Genomic DNA, 15,925 nt, shown 5'->3' with positions numbered 1-15,925 from the left:
TGTCAGCCGTTAATCGTATTACCTTTCAGCATTTGGTAACTCTCTAATTATGATTGCGACCCTGTCTACTTCATTGAATTTATAATTCTTGTATCTAATCTAATCGTTCTAAATAGCTTTGTCAAGCCTTATCAATTATTTTGCTTAGGAAAACGTTTTTAAGTCCAACGGCTTAATTATTTTCAAAATAAGCATTTAACCCATTAACAATTGCATTGGCAACTTGCTCATGATAAGCATCTGACCGAATAAACTTCAAGTCAGTCGTTTCTGAAACATAACCCAACTCTAATAGTAAAGCAGGTTGATGATTTTCTCTAAGAACTTGGTAATTTCCAAAGTGAACCCCATTATTATTAATCTCTAGGGTGGCCAATTGATTATTTACAGAATTAGCCATAGTTTGATCTGCATCATGGTAATAATAGGTTGTCACCCCATGCAAACCAGCTCCTGGAGAAGAATCATAATGAAGCGATAAGAATACATCGACGTCTTGGTCGTTGGCCAACTTAGCCCGATCACTCAATTCAACCCACTGATCGCTTTCTCGAGTTAAGGTCACCGTCGCACCAGCAGCTTCTAATTTTTCTTTGACTTTTAAGGCGGTGGCTAAAGTGTGTTCTTTTTCATATGACCCATTATCATAAGCGGTAGCCCCTGGATCTTCGCCCCCATGACCAGGGTCAATCAAGACCTTAGCCTCCTTAAGCGAGCTTACCTTTGGACTATTCAGATGGTCTGTTGAATAGTCTGATTTTGAAACATAGGTTGTATCTAAGTAACCTTGGCGCCCTTCCCCATCTTGGACGAAATAAAATTCCTGGCCAGCATCATTAGTCACAGTTTCTAAATAAACTAAAGTTGTTTCAACCGGAACTGTATAGATAGTTTCAGCACTGGTAGAAGGTTCGGCATAAAGTGGTGAATCAAAGCTCTTAACTTTCACGGTTGCACCAACAGTAACACTTGGACCATCCGTGTTTTCTTGCTCTTGAGACTCTAGCCGTTCATAGGTTTCTTGAGGCATATCGCTCTCATTAATAATTTCTCCTACATCAGCTTTTAAATAACCCACTTTACCTTCATAAGTAACTTGTACCCAGCCATTAGATTCATAATTTATCAGTAGGTAAGTTCCTAACGGAACTTCGATTAAATGATTACTTCGGTAAGTGGCTTCAGCTAATAAATCTGAAGACATCAAAGTTTTAATAGCAATTTCTTGGTCATTATTTAATTTGTTATTTTCTAATAACCATTGAGGAATCCAACCCTCACTTAGGTCTTCTTTTCTAACATGGAGCCAACCATTCTTTTGTCCGATGATATTAATGGTGTCTCCTTCAACTAAATCGGCTACTTTTTCTTGATTGGTGGCAGCGTTCCGTCGCATGACAAGGCCAGGTCGTTCGATGATCATCGAATTATTAGAGAGGAGACCCCATACGGCTAAACTTGAGCAAGCCATTAGACAGAGTGTGATAAATAAAGGGAAATATTTGCGTGTCATAATTGCACGCATCAAATAATTGACCTTATCCATTGCTTTCCTCCCTCAATTTGCTATCCTTAATTATATAAATGCATCATAAAAAATTCAAACTTATCTAATATTTGTTACATAAGCGTTACAACTTTGTCATACGATTAAAATACTCTCATAAGTTGTCCTATCTTTTAAGAATTAAATAACAAATTTAACTCGAATTTTCTATATAACAGTATTAGTTAAAAAATGAATAAAGGAGTCAAACATGAAAAATCTTCAAACCATGATCAAAGAGCAAGGTCAGGTATTTCCTGGCAATGTCTTAAAAGTCGACAGTTTTCTCAATCACCAAATCGACCCTGAATTAATCAAAGCCATTGCTTTGGATTTCGCTGCATATTTTAACCGCTCTTCCATCACCAAAATTGTCACCATTGAAGCCTCTGGCATTGCACCTGCCCTTATGCTGGCTAGCCACTGGGGCATACCCATGCTTTTTGCCAAAAAATCACAACCCTCTACCTTAAAAAATGACCATGTCTACCATAGTCCAGTTTATTCTTATACCAAACAGACAGAAACCACAATTAGTATTGATAAGGCTTATTTAACCAGCCAAGACCGAATTCTCATTATTGATGATTTTCTTGCCCAAGGCCAAGCTGTTCTAGGCTTAGTCGAAATCGCTAAGCAGGCGGGCGCCCAAGTGGCAGGCGTGGGGATTTGTATTGAAAAATCCTTCCAAGCAGGTCGCAGCCGATTAGAAACAGCCGGCTTAGATGTATACTCAATCTGCCGCATTGCGGCCTTAGACCAGGGTAAAATTAGCTTTCTTGAAGAGGATAAATTTTGTGGACAATAAAAAACTGGGCAACAAGCCCAGTCCCGCTCATTTATATTAAAATCAGAATAATACATCGCAATAGTTTACTAGGGTTCTTGGAGTGAAACGACTTAGAACCCTAGTAGTTAAGCGAAGTCGTGAGCTTAACTTCAGCGTCGCATAGCGACTGGTTCCATCCTAGTCAATCGTGCGGGGGCGGCCAATCAAGGCATGAAAATCTCTAATTTTCACTTTGGCTGTCCGCTACTTTTAGTCTCATTTATCTCTTGAATCTAAAATAATCGTCATGGGTCCTTCATTTTGAATGTTTAAGGTCATATCGGCCCCAAACCGGCCTGTTTGAACTTCAAAGCCTAACTTAACCAACTCTTGGTTGAACTTATCATAATAAGCTTCCGCCATTTCAGGTGGAGCTGCATGGACAAAAGAAGGACGATTGCCTTTGCGAGTATCCGCTAAAAGAGTGAATTGACTAATTGAAAGAATGGCTCCCCCAACCGCATCTAAATCTAAATTGGTCTTACCTGCTTCATCTTCAAAAATCCGCATTTTACTCACTTTACGGACACAATAATCAAGGTCTTCAGCTTGATCTTGGTCACTGACACCAACCAAAATAACAAACCCTTTCTTAATGGCTCCAATCACTTGGCCGTCAACCGACACAGAGGAAGGACCACATTTTTGAATGACTAACCGCATGCTATCCCCTTTCTAGTCTTAGACCGTAACCCGCTTCACTTCGTAAACATCTGGAATATTTTTTAGTTTACTCATGAGGTCTTTTAACTCATTGGTATCATTAATCGAAATTTTAATCGTAAAATTAACATTCGAATCTTTATCCGTTTTTCCATTTATGGCGGTTAACCCCTTAACCGTATGGTTAATCACATGAAGGACATCATTTAAGAGACCAGACCGGTCAAAACCAAAAATTTTAATTTCAGCTGTATATGACTGTTGGATGTCGGCTCCCGCTTGACTTTCCCATTCGACATGAATCAACCGGTTATCAAGATCTGATTTGGACTTGAGGTTTTTACAGTCTTTGCGGTGGACTGAAATTCCGCGACCTCGGGTAATATAACCCACGATTTCATCACCTGGCACCGGATTGCAGCAATGGCTTAAGCGAATCATTAAGTTGTCCGCCCCTTCAACTACAACACCTGATTCATGGACCGTACGACTAGCCTTCGCTTGATTCGAATTTTCTTTGTTTATAATTTGATCATTGGACCGTTCGGGCTCGGATTCCTCTTCTTTCCAACCAAGGAAATTTAATACGGTCTGGGCTGAAATTTCTCCCAGGGCAATGGCGGCATAGAGGTCTTCATATTCGTTAAAATTAAACCGGTCTAAGACTGCTTCTTCAACTTTACGAGTATTAAATTCCTTCATGGTATGATGGTTGGCTCGGATTTCTTTTTCAATAATTCCTTTACCCGTTTCAGCATTTTGTTGTCGGTCAGCCATCTTGAAATAGCGTTTAATCCGATTCCGCGCCTTAGAGGTGGCGGTGATGTTGACCCAATCACGACTTGGCTTGGCATTCGGATTGGTCATAATTTCTACGATATCCCCGTTTTTTAACTTATAATCTAAGGGAACAATGTTACCATTCACCTTGGCACCTGTGACCTTATTGCCAATTTCAGTATGAATATGGTAAGCAAAGTCTACCGGACTTGAACCCATCGGTAACTCCATTACTTCACCTTTGGGCGTAAAAATATATACGAGATCCTTGAAAATATCTTCTTTAACAAAGTCCATAAATTCAGAGGCGTCTGTGGCTTCATCTTGTAATTCAGCCAAGTCTTTGAACCAGTTCAATTGTTTTTGAATGGCATCATTGGACTCGACTTTATCAGTCTTGCCTTCTTTATAGGCCCAGTGAGCAGCTACCCCATACTCAGCCACTTCATGCATTTGATAAGTCCGAATTTGGATTTCTACCGGTTTACCTTGAGGCCCAATCACCGTGGTATGGATTGACTGATAAAGGTTAGCCTTTGGCATAGCAATATAATCCTTAAATCGGCCAGGCATAGGTTTCCATTGAGTGTGGACCGCCCCTAAAACAGCATAACAATCTTTAATAGAATCTACTAAAACACGAATAGCCAGTAAGTCGAAAATATCTTCAAAATCTTTCTTTTGGTCGACCATTTTTCGGTAAATTGAGTAAATATGTTTAGGTCGTCCATAAATAGTCCCCTCAATATCAATAGCCATAATGGCATCCTGCAATTCAGAAATAGTGGCATTAATATAATGTTCCCGCTCTTCCCGCTTAGAATCCATCAAGTGAACAATATTATAGTAAGCTTCTGGATTAATATACCTTAGTGCAATATCTTCTAGCTCCCACTTAATAGAGTTCATCCCAATTCGGTCAGCTAAAGGAGCATAGACATCAATCGCTTCTTGCGACTTTTCCACTTGCTTTTCTGGTTTTTGGTATTTCATGGTCCGCATATTATGTAAGCGGTCGGCTAATTTCACAATAATAACCCGAATGTCTTTTGCCATAGCTAGGAGCATCTTGCGGTGGTTTTCAGCAAGCGCTTCTTTTTTTGACTGGAACTTTAACCTCCCTAACTTAGTGACCCCATCAATAAGAAAAGCAATGGCGGGTGAGAATTCTTCTGAAATCTCTTCTAAACTATGGGGTGTATCTTCCACTACATCATGTAAGAAGCCGGTAGCAATCGTATCGGCATCCATATGCAACTTAGCTAAAATACCCGCTACCTGAATGGGATGGATGATATAAGGCTCGCCGGACAAACGAAACTGTTCTTGGTGGGCCAATCTTGCAAAATCATAGGATTTCCTAACTAGTTTTAGATTTTTTTCATTCATATATTCAGCGCAAAGACTTAGCACGTCTTCTGCGGTTAAATCTTGATTTCGCGTCATAATGTCACCACCTTTTAAATTTTTATAGTCAACACTTTATCCTTGCTAACCTAATCTGTCAAGCCAAGCTTAGAATAAAATTCATGAGAAAAAATAGGACAAAAAACACCTACAAGTTTCAATTTCTTGTTTGGTCATTCTTGTCCTTGGTAAAGATCCTACTCTATCCTTGCTTAAGCCTTAGCTGCTTCCATAATTTGGATACCCTTGGAAGCACCAATCCGAGAAGCACCTGCTTCAATCATAGCCATGGCGTCTTGGTAATTTCCCACGCCACCAGAAGCCTTTACCCCCATATCAGGACCCACAGTTTCCCGCATTAGGCGCACATCTTCAACGGTGGCACCACCTGTTGAGAAACCAGTAGAAGTTTTAACATAGTCTGCCCCAGCTGCTTTGGCCGCTTGACAGGCTTTCACTTTTTCTTCATCTGTTAATAAGCACGTTTCAATAATCACTTTAACTACTACAGAATGATCTGCCACATCGACGACTGCTTTAATATCTGCTTGGACTTTATCCCAGTCGCCTGCTTTGGCAGCACCAATATTAATCACCATATCCACTTCATTGGCCCCATCATCAATGGCAGAAGAAGCTTCAAACGCCTTTAGAGCTGAGGTATTGGCCCCCAAAGGAAAACCGATGACGGTACATACCTTGACATCAGTGTCGGCAAGACGTTCTGCCGCATGACTGACCCAAGTTGGATTGATACAAACTGACATAAAATTATATTCCTTGGCTTTATCAATCAAATGATCAACTTGAGCCAAAGTTGCTTCCGGTTTTAGTAAGGTGTGGTCGATATACTTATTTAAAGCTTTTTCCATGATCATACTCCTTTAATCGCGATATTTTCCTTATTATAACAGATTTTCTCCATTTTTGCTTAGTTCAAGTGCGTATGAAATCGCACCTAAGGCAAAAATCGGAGCCGTTTCGGCCCGCAAAATACGCGGCCCCAAGCTACAAGCTTTGAACCCAGCTGCTTGAAGTTGCTCAACCTCTCCTATGTCCAAGCCTCCTTCTGAACCGAAGACCATAACTAGGGGCGGCAAAACTTCCTGATTTAAGTCTAACTGAGACAAGGTTTGGGCCAAAATTTGGTGGTGGCCAACCTTAGCTGTTTCTTCAAAAGCAATCAGTTTAATGGCCTGATTAGGAACTTGACGGATAAAGTCGGTCAAGTTAAGGCAGTCATTCACTTGGGGAATTTGACGCCGGTGACTTTGTTGGGCAGCTTCTTTGACAATTTTTTCCAAGCGTTCAATGCGCTTGGCTGCTTTATTTGCCTGCCACTTGGCCACATCCCGCTTTAAGTTCAGTGGTTGGAGACAAGCCATGCCGCCTTCGGTGCCTTTTTGGGCAATCCAATCCAGTTTGTGGTTTTTGGATATACCACAAGCAAGCGTCACATCCAAGGGCAATTCGATGAGGCAGTTATCTTGAAGAATCTGGTCGACTTGTAATTGACAAGTGGCCTTATCAATGGTTTGAATACTGACCGCATAAGCCACTTGATTCGCCGCGACTACTTGGATAACTTGACCCGGTTTGGCCCGCATCACCTTAACCAGGTGATGAAAGTCATCCCCCTCAATCGTGAAAACTTGTCCCATTGTCAATGTCGCTTGGTCTACAAAATACTGTTGCATCAAGCTTCCTCCTTCTTTTGGGCGACTAGACCAACCCACCCTTTAAGGTCAGTTCGTTGGACCAGTTTAAACCCATGTTGGTCCATGGCTTGGATAACAAAGTCTGCTTTTTCTTCTAAGATACCACCCAGGATTAGATAACCTTGGTCAGTTAATAAAGGATAGGCTTGGTCAAATAGATTCACTAAGATATGAGGTAGGATATTAGCCACAATAATATCTGCCCTTTGATCAACCCCTGCTAATAAGTCATTGACAGCAAAACGAATTTTACCTTGTGCCTCAAGGTCTTGAATGAGCGAATTGTGGTTTTGAAGTGTTAAGTTAGCTTGGGCTGAAGCTACTGCTTGGGGATCCAGGTCAAAGCCGGCAACTTGACTGGCACCTAAGGAAGCCGCTATAAATGCCAAGATACCTGAACCTGTACCCACATCAAGGACGCGTTCCCCCCCTCGCATAAAAATTTCTAAAGCTTGGCCCCCTAGTTGAGTGGTCGGATGGTTTCCCGTTCCAAAGGCTACGCCGGGATCTAAGAAAATCGGGATTTGATCAGCTTTTAAATCAAGCGAGTAGCGCATCCAATCAGGCACTATGACCAGGTAGCGGGAAATAAATTCTGGCTGATAAAAGGCCATCCATTTTTCTTGCCAATTTTCTTCCTGGACTTGTGTCCAAGTAAAATGTAATTGAGTCTGGTCAACTTGGCTTTGTACTTGTTTTTCTACTTGGGCTTGGTCTGGGTCTTCAAAATAAGCCAGTAATTCGACCGAATGTTGCCGGTCTGTATCTTTAACTTCGAGCGGGATTTCTCCGAATAAATTATCATGCCCCTCCAAGTAATCATAAGCGTAATTCAAATCAACCCCTTGGGCCCCAGCTTCAAATAGTTGATAAGACACCCACTCAGTTAAATTTGGATCTTTCAGGTCAAGACTAACTTTTAATTGTATCCATTGAGTCATGATTTACCTCCTAGTTAGGCTGATCAACATTACTTTGGGGGAAATAGATATCTCGGTCACTGTACCGATAAGTATCTTGAAGCGATTGGACCACTTGCAGATAATCTTCATCGTTCCAGATAATCTCAAACGGACCAGCCTGCATCGTTTGATAGTAATCTTGCCAACGACTACGCACCGCTGTGGCCAGGCGTTTTAGATATTTTACCACCGCTATCACATCCCCATATTTTATCCCATGGATCGGGTCAACTGGGATGGCTTTGAGGACATTTTTATTTTGCACTTTTACCCGATTTTTTAAATAAAAAATCACTTGGTATTGAAGCGGAACTAATTCCTGATTCCAACTTGCATTAAAGCGATCTGAAATGGATCGCTTTTCAGGATTGGCTAACATAAATTGGAGCTCAAGATTGATAAAATGATTATTTTCTAACCATTCCACCTTCCATTCACAAGGAAAATACGCTTCTTGCATAATTTCCTCTAAAACTAAAGTAAGTAATTGACTTTCCATTGGGAAACACCTCTGCTGATTTATTTATTTGTTCTTTTATCTTTGAAAAAAACCTAGTTTTGCTTATAATAGATATATACGGAACTAGAAAGAGAGACCATAGTATTTTCATAGTCTTTTCATTCAAAAGTCTTTGTGTTTTTCTAGATAAAATAGTAAACTATGTGTTAGCTCTATTATACAATAGCATTATTAAATGTGAATCAATAACTTAAAGAAGGTGACCATTATGGCAGAAAAGAACTTAACCGCCAAAGATATTTTACAAAAGGAATTCTCTAAAGCTGTTAGAGGTTATAACTCCGCCGAAGTGGATGAGTATTTAGATAGTATTATCCGGGACTACGATTCTTATCAAAAAGACGTAGCCTATCTTAAAAATGAAAATGAACGCTTAATTGCTAAAGTTGATGAACTTTCAAAACAATTAGCTATTGCTAAAAAGACGGTTCCGACAACTCCTGGTAATGGCGTTACCAATTTTGATATTCTAAAACGTTTATCTAATCTAGAAAAACATGTTTTCGGTTCAAAGATTGAAAATACTGACAATACCTTCGACTATAGTAAGAAAACTAAATTCTAATTTTAGTTAGTCTTTTGTGTTTTAGCTGATTTTTAATAAATCAGTAAGAGTAAATTTTAGGTAATCGCGGCTAGGCAACTAGCTGAGGAAAGTCCATGCTCGCACAGGCTGAGATGCTTGTAGTGTTCGTGCTTAGCGAAGTCATAAGCTATGGGAGTAGCAATACTTACGGCGGGAGAAAACGTCTAAGGTTAGTTTCGGCTAACTATGACCCACTATCCCCTAAGGTGCCACAGAAACGATTCTGCCAGAAATGGTCAGACTGGAACGCGGTAAACCCCTCGAGCGAGCAACCCAAACATTGGTAGGGGCGTCTTTTCAAAGGAATTCAACGAGTGAAAAGGACAAGCAATTGTAGATAGATGATTACCCCTCTAAGTTAAGGCCTATCTTAACTTAGGGACAGAACATGGCTTATCGAAATTTACTCTATAGGTAATTGAGGCTGGGACAAATCATGTTCCAGCCTCATTTTTATGAGTACAAGGTGGAAATATCATCCACAGACAAGATTTCCCTTGTCTTTTCCCTAGTATAGAAAAAAGTGGTGGTCTACATTTCTGAGCCAACCATTCTATTCTAAATCAGTGAATGCGTCGGCTTAAGTACACCACTACCAGTCAATTCGGTGAACTCGTCAAAATAAGTCCGTTATCCCTAACAAAACTGGGAATATTTTCCTCGGTTCCGTTATAATAAATTTAAAGAAGGTGTTCGTATCAAAAAGTATATTATTTTATTTTTAGTTTCTATGGTACCACTCGTCGAATTACGGGGTTCCATGATCATGGCTTCTGGCTGGCATCTACCCTTTTTCACATCCCTATTAATTTGTGTTATTGGTAATATGGTGCCGATTCCTTTTATCTATTTATTTGCCCATCGGGTCCTCTTATGGGGACAAGATAAACCCTTAATTGGGCCTTTCTTCCGTTTTTGTATTGAAAAAGGTCATTCTGGAGGTCGGAAATTAGAGGCTAAGGCAGGTAAAGGAATTTTTTGGGCCCTCTTCTTATTTGTTGCCATCCCGCTACCTGGGACGGGCGCTTGGACAGGAACCTTAGCTGCCTCAATTCTTGATTTAGGTTTTAAAAAGAGCATCATCGCCTGCTTATGCGGTGTGATTTTTGCAGGTATCCTTATTGGTGTTCTCAGTCATTTCGGTTTTTCAGTTATTGGGATTTAAACTATATTAGTTAGTTCTATGACAGGTTATCCCCTTTAAACTATATAAAGACGATTGGGTAAATACTCTTTCCTCCACATGAAGTTGTATTGTAATGCGACTTGCGAAAAATCTTTTTTCGCAAGTCTACACCGTTAATAGTTGCCAAAAATTTTTTCTTCGCAAGTCTAAGCTGTTAAGAGTTGTAAAGAAACAAATCTTCGCACCTCCAGCACAAAAAAGAATGACCAAAATACCACTCTAACCCTACCTCCAAAAGACAAACCTTCCAACCACAAAGAAAGGAATCCTATGACAAGCTATCAACTCATTGCAACCGCAGCTGCTGGCATTGAAAGCCTCGTTGCCAACGAATTAAAAGACCTGGGCTACCAAGTTCAAACTGAAAATGGTCGTGTTCGCTTCCAAGGAAGCTATGCTGATATCGTAAAAACCAATCTTTGGCTTAGAACCGCGGACCGGATCAAAATCATTGTCGGTGAATTTCATGCCAAGAGTTTTGAAAGTCTTTTTGACCAAACTTATGCACTTGATTGGGCTGCTCTCATCCCCATGGATGGGGAATTTCCAGTAGCTGGAAAATCTATTAAGTCTCAATTATCCTCAGTTCCAGCCGTCCAACGAATTGTTAAGAAAGCCATTTCCAAAAAGTTAATGGACACCTATTCCCGCCGCGGTAAACTCCCAGAAACTGGGGCGCTCTACCCCTTAGAAGTTGCCATCCGCAAGGACCACGTTATGCTGACCCTTGACACATCTGGAACTTCTCTTTTTAAACGGGGTTACCGGGCAGAAAAAGGGACAGCCCCACTCAAAGAGAATTTTGCAGCAGCCTTGATTCAACTGACGACTTGGCATCCTGACCGCCCGCTCTATGACCCAACCTGTGGCTCCGGTACGATCTTAATCGAAGCAGCCTTGATGGGCCATAATATTGCACCCGGTCTCTTCCGGTCCTTTTCCTGTGAAGATTGGATTTTCTTCGACCAAACCGAATGGCAAAAAGCCCGCAGTCAAGCACGCGCTGCTATCAAGCAAGACGCCGAGCTAAACATTTATGGGACTGACGTCGATCAAAACATGATCGCCATTGCTAAAGAAAATGCAGATAAAGCTGGCGTTTTAGAGTCTATCCGCTTCAAACAAATCAACTGTCTTGATTTTCAAGTGCCTGATGACTATGGTATTCTGATATCCAACCCACCATATGGGGACCGGATGTCCAGCACCGAAGCTGTCCACAAACTCTACCGCCAAATGGGCGACAAGTTCCGCCCACTTACTACTTGGTCCAAATACTTCCTCACTTCTGACGAAGAATTTGAAAACTATTACGGTCAAAAAGCAACCAAAAAACGTAAGCTTTATAATGGTGCCCTTAGAACTGATTACTACCAATATTGGGGCAAGAAAAATTAATCCAAAAACCGGTAAAAAGCTTGGATCTGGGCAAAAAAGCCCAGTCCCGCTCTTTTATCGGATTTTTTTATAATTTATCCTTCAAATTTTTCAACCTGCCCCTGATGATGCAAGGCTTGACGTGCCACTTGGTCTGCCCCTTGATTATCCTTTTCAGCCACCCACTTAGCAAATAGGTCAACTTGCCATGGAATTAAGGCTAGGGCTTTATCTAAATACAACTTATACTTATCTTTTTTAACATAGCCCTTATTCACCGCATCAATCACGACCTGTGAGTCACTCCGATAAAACCAAACCGGATCCTGGTCCAATCCCAGCTTAAGTGCCTGGTAGATACCACAATAAAGCGCCATGAATTCCGCTTGATGGTTATCAAAAGCCTCCGCCACGAAAAAATTTGAATTGCTCACTTTTGCCCTCAGCCTGAATCAAAACCGCTAGTCCCGCTTGACCCGTATCGGCTTGAAAAGAAGCGTCTGTTCTGATTTGAATCATGTAACCACCTCCGTTATAATAATTTAAAAGAAAGGACTAGCCCTATGACTGATATCTTAGAAATGCCCAATAATGCAGAAAATGCCTACCGGAAGGCACGCAATTTCCTCATCAAAAATCAATTTAAAGATGCCCTTCCCCTATTAGAGCAATCCTATCAGCTTAACCCAAACCCAGATGTTCTGGTGGATTGGGTTTTTGCCCTGATTCGTACCAAAGATTTGACTGAGCTGAAGCGAATCTGGCAAGAAAGTCATTTTTCTCTGGAAGAAATTGCTTTGCAACCCCGTTTGGCCCAAGTCTATATCCAATCCCTTTTTCACATGGAAAAACTAAATGACATCGCGCTCAAACTCTACCAACTTCAGGAACAAACACCTGCTGGCCCGCTTAAAGAATTCATCGAGGCCGAATTAAGTAAGGTAAACCAAGCTTTAGCCCTCCAAGACCAATTTAAGCTAGGTCAAGGCCAAGAAATTCTAGATAATTTATTATCTCTCCCCTTAATAGAACAATTAAGTCAGCTGAAACAAATTTATGTCATTCAAAGTAAAGCGAGCCATCACTTTCTCTTTCAATGTCTAAGCCATGAGCAAGTTTCAAATTATGCCAAGGCTGATATTCTCCACTACCTTCTTTACCACCTTAGCGAGACCGAATTAAATCAGACAATTAAATTCAGCTGGTTTGACCATGACAAGGAAGTCAACCTAGCCAATTTAACCCCCTATCAAGAAGATCCCCTATATTTAGAAACCCGACAGAAACTATATGATTATTGTCAGTCTAATGATCCCCATCTGACGGATGCTGTGCTCGAGCAATTTGTCCTCCAAGCCCTCTTTTTCTACCCTTATTTTCAAGCCACTTTTGAGAATGAAGATACTTGGCTGGCGATTTTTCTCCACAAAAACCAGGTTCAATCAGTTTCATATTTAGACATTTCACCTGAGTTAGACCACTATTATGATCAAATCATTCTTGAATTACAGAGTATTTTCTTAAACGCTTAACTTGTTCTTCCTAGATAATATCCCAAAATATAAGCCCAAAATCCAAAGTCAAAAAAGACTGGGTTTTGGGCTATTTTTATTCTTCATCGACTTGGAAAACAAAATCAACAATATCTTTAAAATTGACAATCGTCCGATCTTCACAAATATCTTTCATGGCAGAGTCTGATTTATCCCAATCAATTTCTACAACAGCGGAATTGGTTAATAATTTAACGATGGTTCCAACCATTTTCGAACCACGAAAGGTAAATCGAATAATATCTCCAACTGTAGGGCGTATCTTAGTTTTCACCCGATCAATCAACTCAATACACTCATCATAGTCTACTCCTAATAGGGTAGCAATGCGAGACTTGCTCGTGCCTCGACGCAACTCTGTTTCAATTAAGGTCTGTTGCTTCTTAGTTACTTGAACCATGTGATCCCTACTTTCTTCAATCCCTGGCCACAGTTGTTTATATAATTATATCATACCTTGCTTTTATTAGCTAAGAATAGGCTTTCAAAGCTGATAATACCAGGAATATGTGAATATATTATGTAAACTTCTTCAAGTCTAGGGAAGAAAGAATGGTTTTGATTTACTTTGGTCAGGAATTAGGACAGTTAAGGCAGAGGCTAAAAGCTCTAATTTGAGAGGCAAGCCAGGCCCAGCATCGCCATCAATATTAGCTGCTAACTCACTACTTGCTTTAGATTCAATCAAAAAGAACTTGGAATTGAGCTGTAATAAATTCTCCTTAGGTAATTTGAATAGGTTTTGTTTTTTCTGAATGGCAGCCCGAATCGTATCAAGTGGTGTCTTACCTTTGACCGCAATTAAATGAAAAAGGCCATCATCATAACTAGCTTCTGGTAAAGCTGCTTCAAAGCCACCAATTGAATTTGTCAAACCGATTAGAACTAAATTCGACATCAAGCTGTGGACCTGGTCTTGGTCATCTGTAATTTTTAACTCATAGCCCTTTTCTGAGAAGAAAGCGTTAAAACCATCTAAAAAATAAGCTAAAGGGCCTAAACGATTCTTATCGTCAGATGAAGTTGACATGACTGACTCTGGAATCACCCCTAAGGCTACCACATTAATAAAAGCCAAGGAATTATTGACTAAACCAATATCTAAGTTGCCAGTTTTCACTTTCGCCATCTCTTTAATGGCTGTGGCAGGATTCAAAGAATAACCCAAGGCCCGCGCTAAATCATTGACGGTACCCATGGGAATAAAAGCAAAATACGGACGGTCTGGATTTTGAATCAGACCTTGAACAGTTTCCCGGACGGTCCCATCTCCCCCTAAACAAATTACGGTGTCAAAACCATCTCCAAACGCATTCTTAGCCCATTCGGTGGCATCGCCTTCAGCTTGAGTAATACGAACTTGAATCTTGGATTGATGGTTGTCTTCTAAGACCCGCTTCAAATCTTGACTATAGCTAACCGCCAAGCCTCGTCCCGCGGTTGGATTAACAATTAATAAGACCCTGCTTAACATTGGATCCCTCCTTACCTTTGGTTTTTGTCTATTATAACAGACTTTAATCCAGAGTGGTATCCTAGTGATTTAAACAAATCCCAGACTCAATCAGGATAAGTCATGGCTATAAAAGTAAGTCGGGTGGAAACTTTAATAGACTATTAAAATTTAACTCTTTCTAATCTTTTTAGCTTTTGAATTTTTCTTAAAACTTCATCCAAAATTTCTACTATTTTTTTAAGACAGGTTTCATTTCCATTACAGGACAACCCTTGGCTTGTGACAAATGCTAAGTTTAGGTATAATCTATAGTTAGATTAATGCAGTTTGCAGCTGCAAGGAGGAAATATTAAAATGTCTAAAGATTATCGTGTACTTTTATATTATAAATATCAAACTATCGAGGACCCAGAAAGCTTTGCTAAAGAAATGTTAGTCTTCTGTAAATCTATTGGCCTAAAGGGGCGTGTTCTCGTGGGTAAAGAAGGTATCAACGGTACCGTTTCAGGTACAGTTGAACAAACTCAACAATACAAAGATTATGTCCACTCTTTACCAGGCTTTGAAGACCTTTGGTTCAAGGAAGATGAAGCAGACGGCTATGCCCATAAGAAAATGTTTGTCCGTCCGCGAGAAGAAATCGTATCGCTTAACTTAGAAGATGATATCGACCCTCATACTACCACAGGTCAATACCTATCCCCTAAAGAATTCCGTGATGCTATTTTGGATGAAGATACCATCGTCCTAGATACTCGGAATGATTATGAATATGACCTAGGACACTTTAAAGGAGCTGTCCGCCCTGATATCCGTAACTTCCGCGAACTTCCACAATGGGTCCGTGATAATAAAGAAAAATTCATGGAAAAACGGGTCGTTGTATATTGTACTGGTGGTATCCGCTGTGAAAAATTCTCAGGCTGGATGGTTCGTGAAGGCTTTAAAGATGTTGGCCAATTACACGGTGGAATTGATACCTATGGTAAAGATCCTGAAGTTCAAGGTGACCTCTGGGAAGGAAAAATGTATGTCTTTGATGAACGGATTGCAGTGCCAATCAACCACGTCGAACCAACCGTCATCGGCAAAGACTATTTTGATGGCAGTCCATGTGAACGCTATGTAAATTGTGCAAATCCTTTCTGTAATGAACAAATCCTTTGTTCTGAAGAAAATGAACATAAATATGTACGGGGGTGTAGTCCTGAATGTCGCCGCCACCCACGTAATCGTTATGTGGCTGAACACGGTCTATCAACTGAAGAATGGGAAACTCGTTTAAATGCCCTTGGTGAATCATTGAAAGACAGTCAAGAAACTGATTAAGCTGATTACAAAT

General features: G+C 40.4%; 17 protein-coding genes and 1 other RNA gene. 7 read left to right on the top strand and 11 right to left on the bottom strand.

The window, feature by feature from the left end; genetic code table 11:
- Positions 1-172 precede the first annotated feature (172 nt).
- Positions 173-1,546, bottom strand: a complete 1,374-nt coding sequence (locus G396_RS10940; RefSeq protein ID WP_051221145.1) for an N-acetylmuramoyl-L-alanine amidase — start codon at positions 1,544-1,546, stop codon at positions 173-175.
- A 211-nt stretch (positions 1,547-1,757) separates the two neighbouring features.
- On the opposite strand from G396_RS10940, the gene G396_RS0105090 reads away from it, so the two are divergent.
- Entirely contained in the window at positions 1,758-2,354 is a 597-nt protein-coding gene (locus tag G396_RS0105090; RefSeq protein WP_028125261.1) for a xanthine phosphoribosyltransferase, read from the top strand.
- A gap of 237 nt (positions 2,355-2,591) precedes the next feature.
- On the opposite strand, the gene dtd is transcribed toward G396_RS0105090, so the two are convergent.
- From dtd to G396_RS0105060, 6 genes are all read right to left on the bottom strand, one after another.
- The gene (gene dtd / locus G396_RS0105085; RefSeq protein WP_028125260.1) at positions 2,592-3,038 is read right to left on the bottom strand and encodes a D-aminoacyl-tRNA deacylase; all 447 of its coding nucleotides are present in this window, start codon (positions 3,036-3,038) and stop codon (positions 2,592-2,594) included.
- A gap of 18 nt (positions 3,039-3,056) precedes the next feature.
- Entirely contained in the window at positions 3,057-5,264 is a 2,208-nt protein-coding gene (locus G396_RS0105080) for a RelA/SpoT family protein (protein WP_028125259.1), read from the bottom strand.
- Between the two features lie 173 nt (positions 5,265-5,437).
- Positions 5,438-6,097 carry a deoxyribose-phosphate aldolase gene (deoC, locus tag G396_RS0105075; protein WP_028125258.1) on the bottom strand — a complete coding sequence of 220 codons (660 nt, stop codon included), beginning with the start codon at positions 6,095-6,097 and terminating at the stop codon, positions 5,438-5,440.
- Between the two features lie 33 nt (positions 6,098-6,130).
- Entirely contained in the window at positions 6,131-6,922 is a 792-nt protein-coding gene (locus G396_RS0105070; protein ID WP_028125257.1) for an RsmE family RNA methyltransferase, read from the bottom strand.
- Positions 6,922-7,884, bottom strand: coding sequence for a 50S ribosomal protein L11 methyltransferase (prmA, locus tag G396_RS0105065; protein WP_028125256.1), 963 nt, complete (start codon positions 7,882-7,884; stop codon positions 6,922-6,924). Before prmA ends, G396_RS0105070 begins: the two co-directional genes overlap by 1 nt.
- 10 nt (positions 7,885-7,894) lie before the next feature.
- Positions 7,895-8,404 carry a DUF3013 family protein gene (locus tag G396_RS0105060; protein WP_028125255.1) on the bottom strand — a complete coding sequence of 170 codons (510 nt, stop codon included), beginning with the start codon at positions 8,402-8,404 and terminating at the stop codon, positions 7,895-7,897.
- A gap of 229 nt (positions 8,405-8,633) precedes the next feature.
- Here G396_RS0105060 and gpsB point away from each other — a divergent pair, with 229 nt between their 5' ends.
- The 4 genes from gpsB (at position 8,634) to G396_RS0105040 (ending at position 11,595) form a co-directional block, all read left to right on the top strand.
- Positions 8,634-8,990, top strand: coding sequence for a cell division regulator GpsB (gpsB, locus tag G396_RS0105055; protein ID WP_028125254.1), 357 nt, complete (start codon positions 8,634-8,636; stop codon positions 8,988-8,990).
- A gap of 52 nt (positions 8,991-9,042) precedes the next feature.
- An RNA gene (gene rnpB, locus G396_RS11175) (RNase P RNA component class B) lies at positions 9,043-9,412 on the top strand.
- A 329-nt stretch (positions 9,413-9,741) separates the two neighbouring features.
- The gene (locus tag G396_RS0105045; protein ID WP_006417606.1) at positions 9,742-10,176 is read left to right on the top strand and encodes a COG2426 family protein; all 435 of its coding nucleotides are present in this window, start codon (positions 9,742-9,744) and stop codon (positions 10,174-10,176) included.
- Positions 10,177-10,467: 291 nt separating this feature from the next.
- The gene (locus G396_RS0105040; RefSeq protein WP_028125251.1) at positions 10,468-11,595 is read left to right on the top strand and encodes a THUMP domain-containing class I SAM-dependent RNA methyltransferase; all 1,128 of its coding nucleotides are present in this window, start codon (positions 10,468-10,470) and stop codon (positions 11,593-11,595) included.
- 74 nt (positions 11,596-11,669) lie between these two features.
- On the opposite strand, the gene G396_RS10935 is transcribed toward G396_RS0105040, so the two are convergent.
- Both G396_RS10935 and G396_RS11930 read right to left on the bottom strand, forming a co-directional pair.
- Positions 11,670-11,987 carry a reverse transcriptase-like protein gene (locus G396_RS10935; protein WP_162139963.1) on the bottom strand — a complete coding sequence of 106 codons (318 nt, stop codon included), beginning with the start codon at positions 11,985-11,987 and terminating at the stop codon, positions 11,670-11,672.
- Complete coding sequence (locus G396_RS11930) at positions 11,971-12,093, bottom strand: hypothetical protein (RefSeq protein WP_006417500.1); 123 nt, start codon at positions 12,091-12,093, stop codon at positions 11,971-11,973. The genes G396_RS10935 and G396_RS11930 overlap by 17 nt, the downstream gene beginning before the upstream one ends.
- A gap of 44 nt (positions 12,094-12,137) precedes the next feature.
- Here G396_RS11930 and G396_RS0105025 point away from each other — a divergent pair, with 44 nt between their 5' ends.
- Positions 12,138-13,106: a tetratricopeptide repeat protein gene (locus tag G396_RS0105025; protein WP_028125250.1), complete on the top strand. Its 969-nt coding sequence runs from the start codon at positions 12,138-12,140 to the stop codon at positions 13,104-13,106.
- A 76-nt stretch (positions 13,107-13,182) separates the two neighbouring features.
- Here the strand turns inward: G396_RS0105025 and G396_RS0105020 are convergent, their stop codons facing one another.
- Complete coding sequence (locus G396_RS0105020; protein WP_028125249.1) at positions 13,183-13,527, bottom strand: DUF2187 family protein; 345 nt, start codon at positions 13,525-13,527, stop codon at positions 13,183-13,185.
- Between the two features lie 138 nt (positions 13,528-13,665).
- Complete coding sequence (locus G396_RS0105015) at positions 13,666-14,601, bottom strand: diacylglycerol/lipid kinase family protein (protein WP_028125248.1); 936 nt, start codon at positions 14,599-14,601, stop codon at positions 13,666-13,668.
- Between the two features lie 336 nt (positions 14,602-14,937).
- On the opposite strand from G396_RS0105015, the gene trhO reads away from it, so the two are divergent.
- Positions 14,938-15,912: an oxygen-dependent tRNA uridine(34) hydroxylase TrhO gene (gene trhO / locus G396_RS0105010; protein ID WP_028125247.1), complete on the top strand. Its 975-nt coding sequence runs from the start codon at positions 14,938-14,940 to the stop codon at positions 15,910-15,912.
- The last annotated feature ends 13 nt before the right edge of the window (positions 15,913-15,925 follow it).

Origin of the sequence: Eremococcus coleocola DSM 15696 (assembly GCF_000428865.1) — a bacterium.
Classification (GTDB): Bacteria; Bacillota; Bacilli; order Lactobacillales; family Aerococcaceae; genus Eremococcus; species Eremococcus coleocola.
Note: the sequence above shows the minus strand (reverse complement) of the source record. Positions and strands in the feature narration are given on the sequence as shown.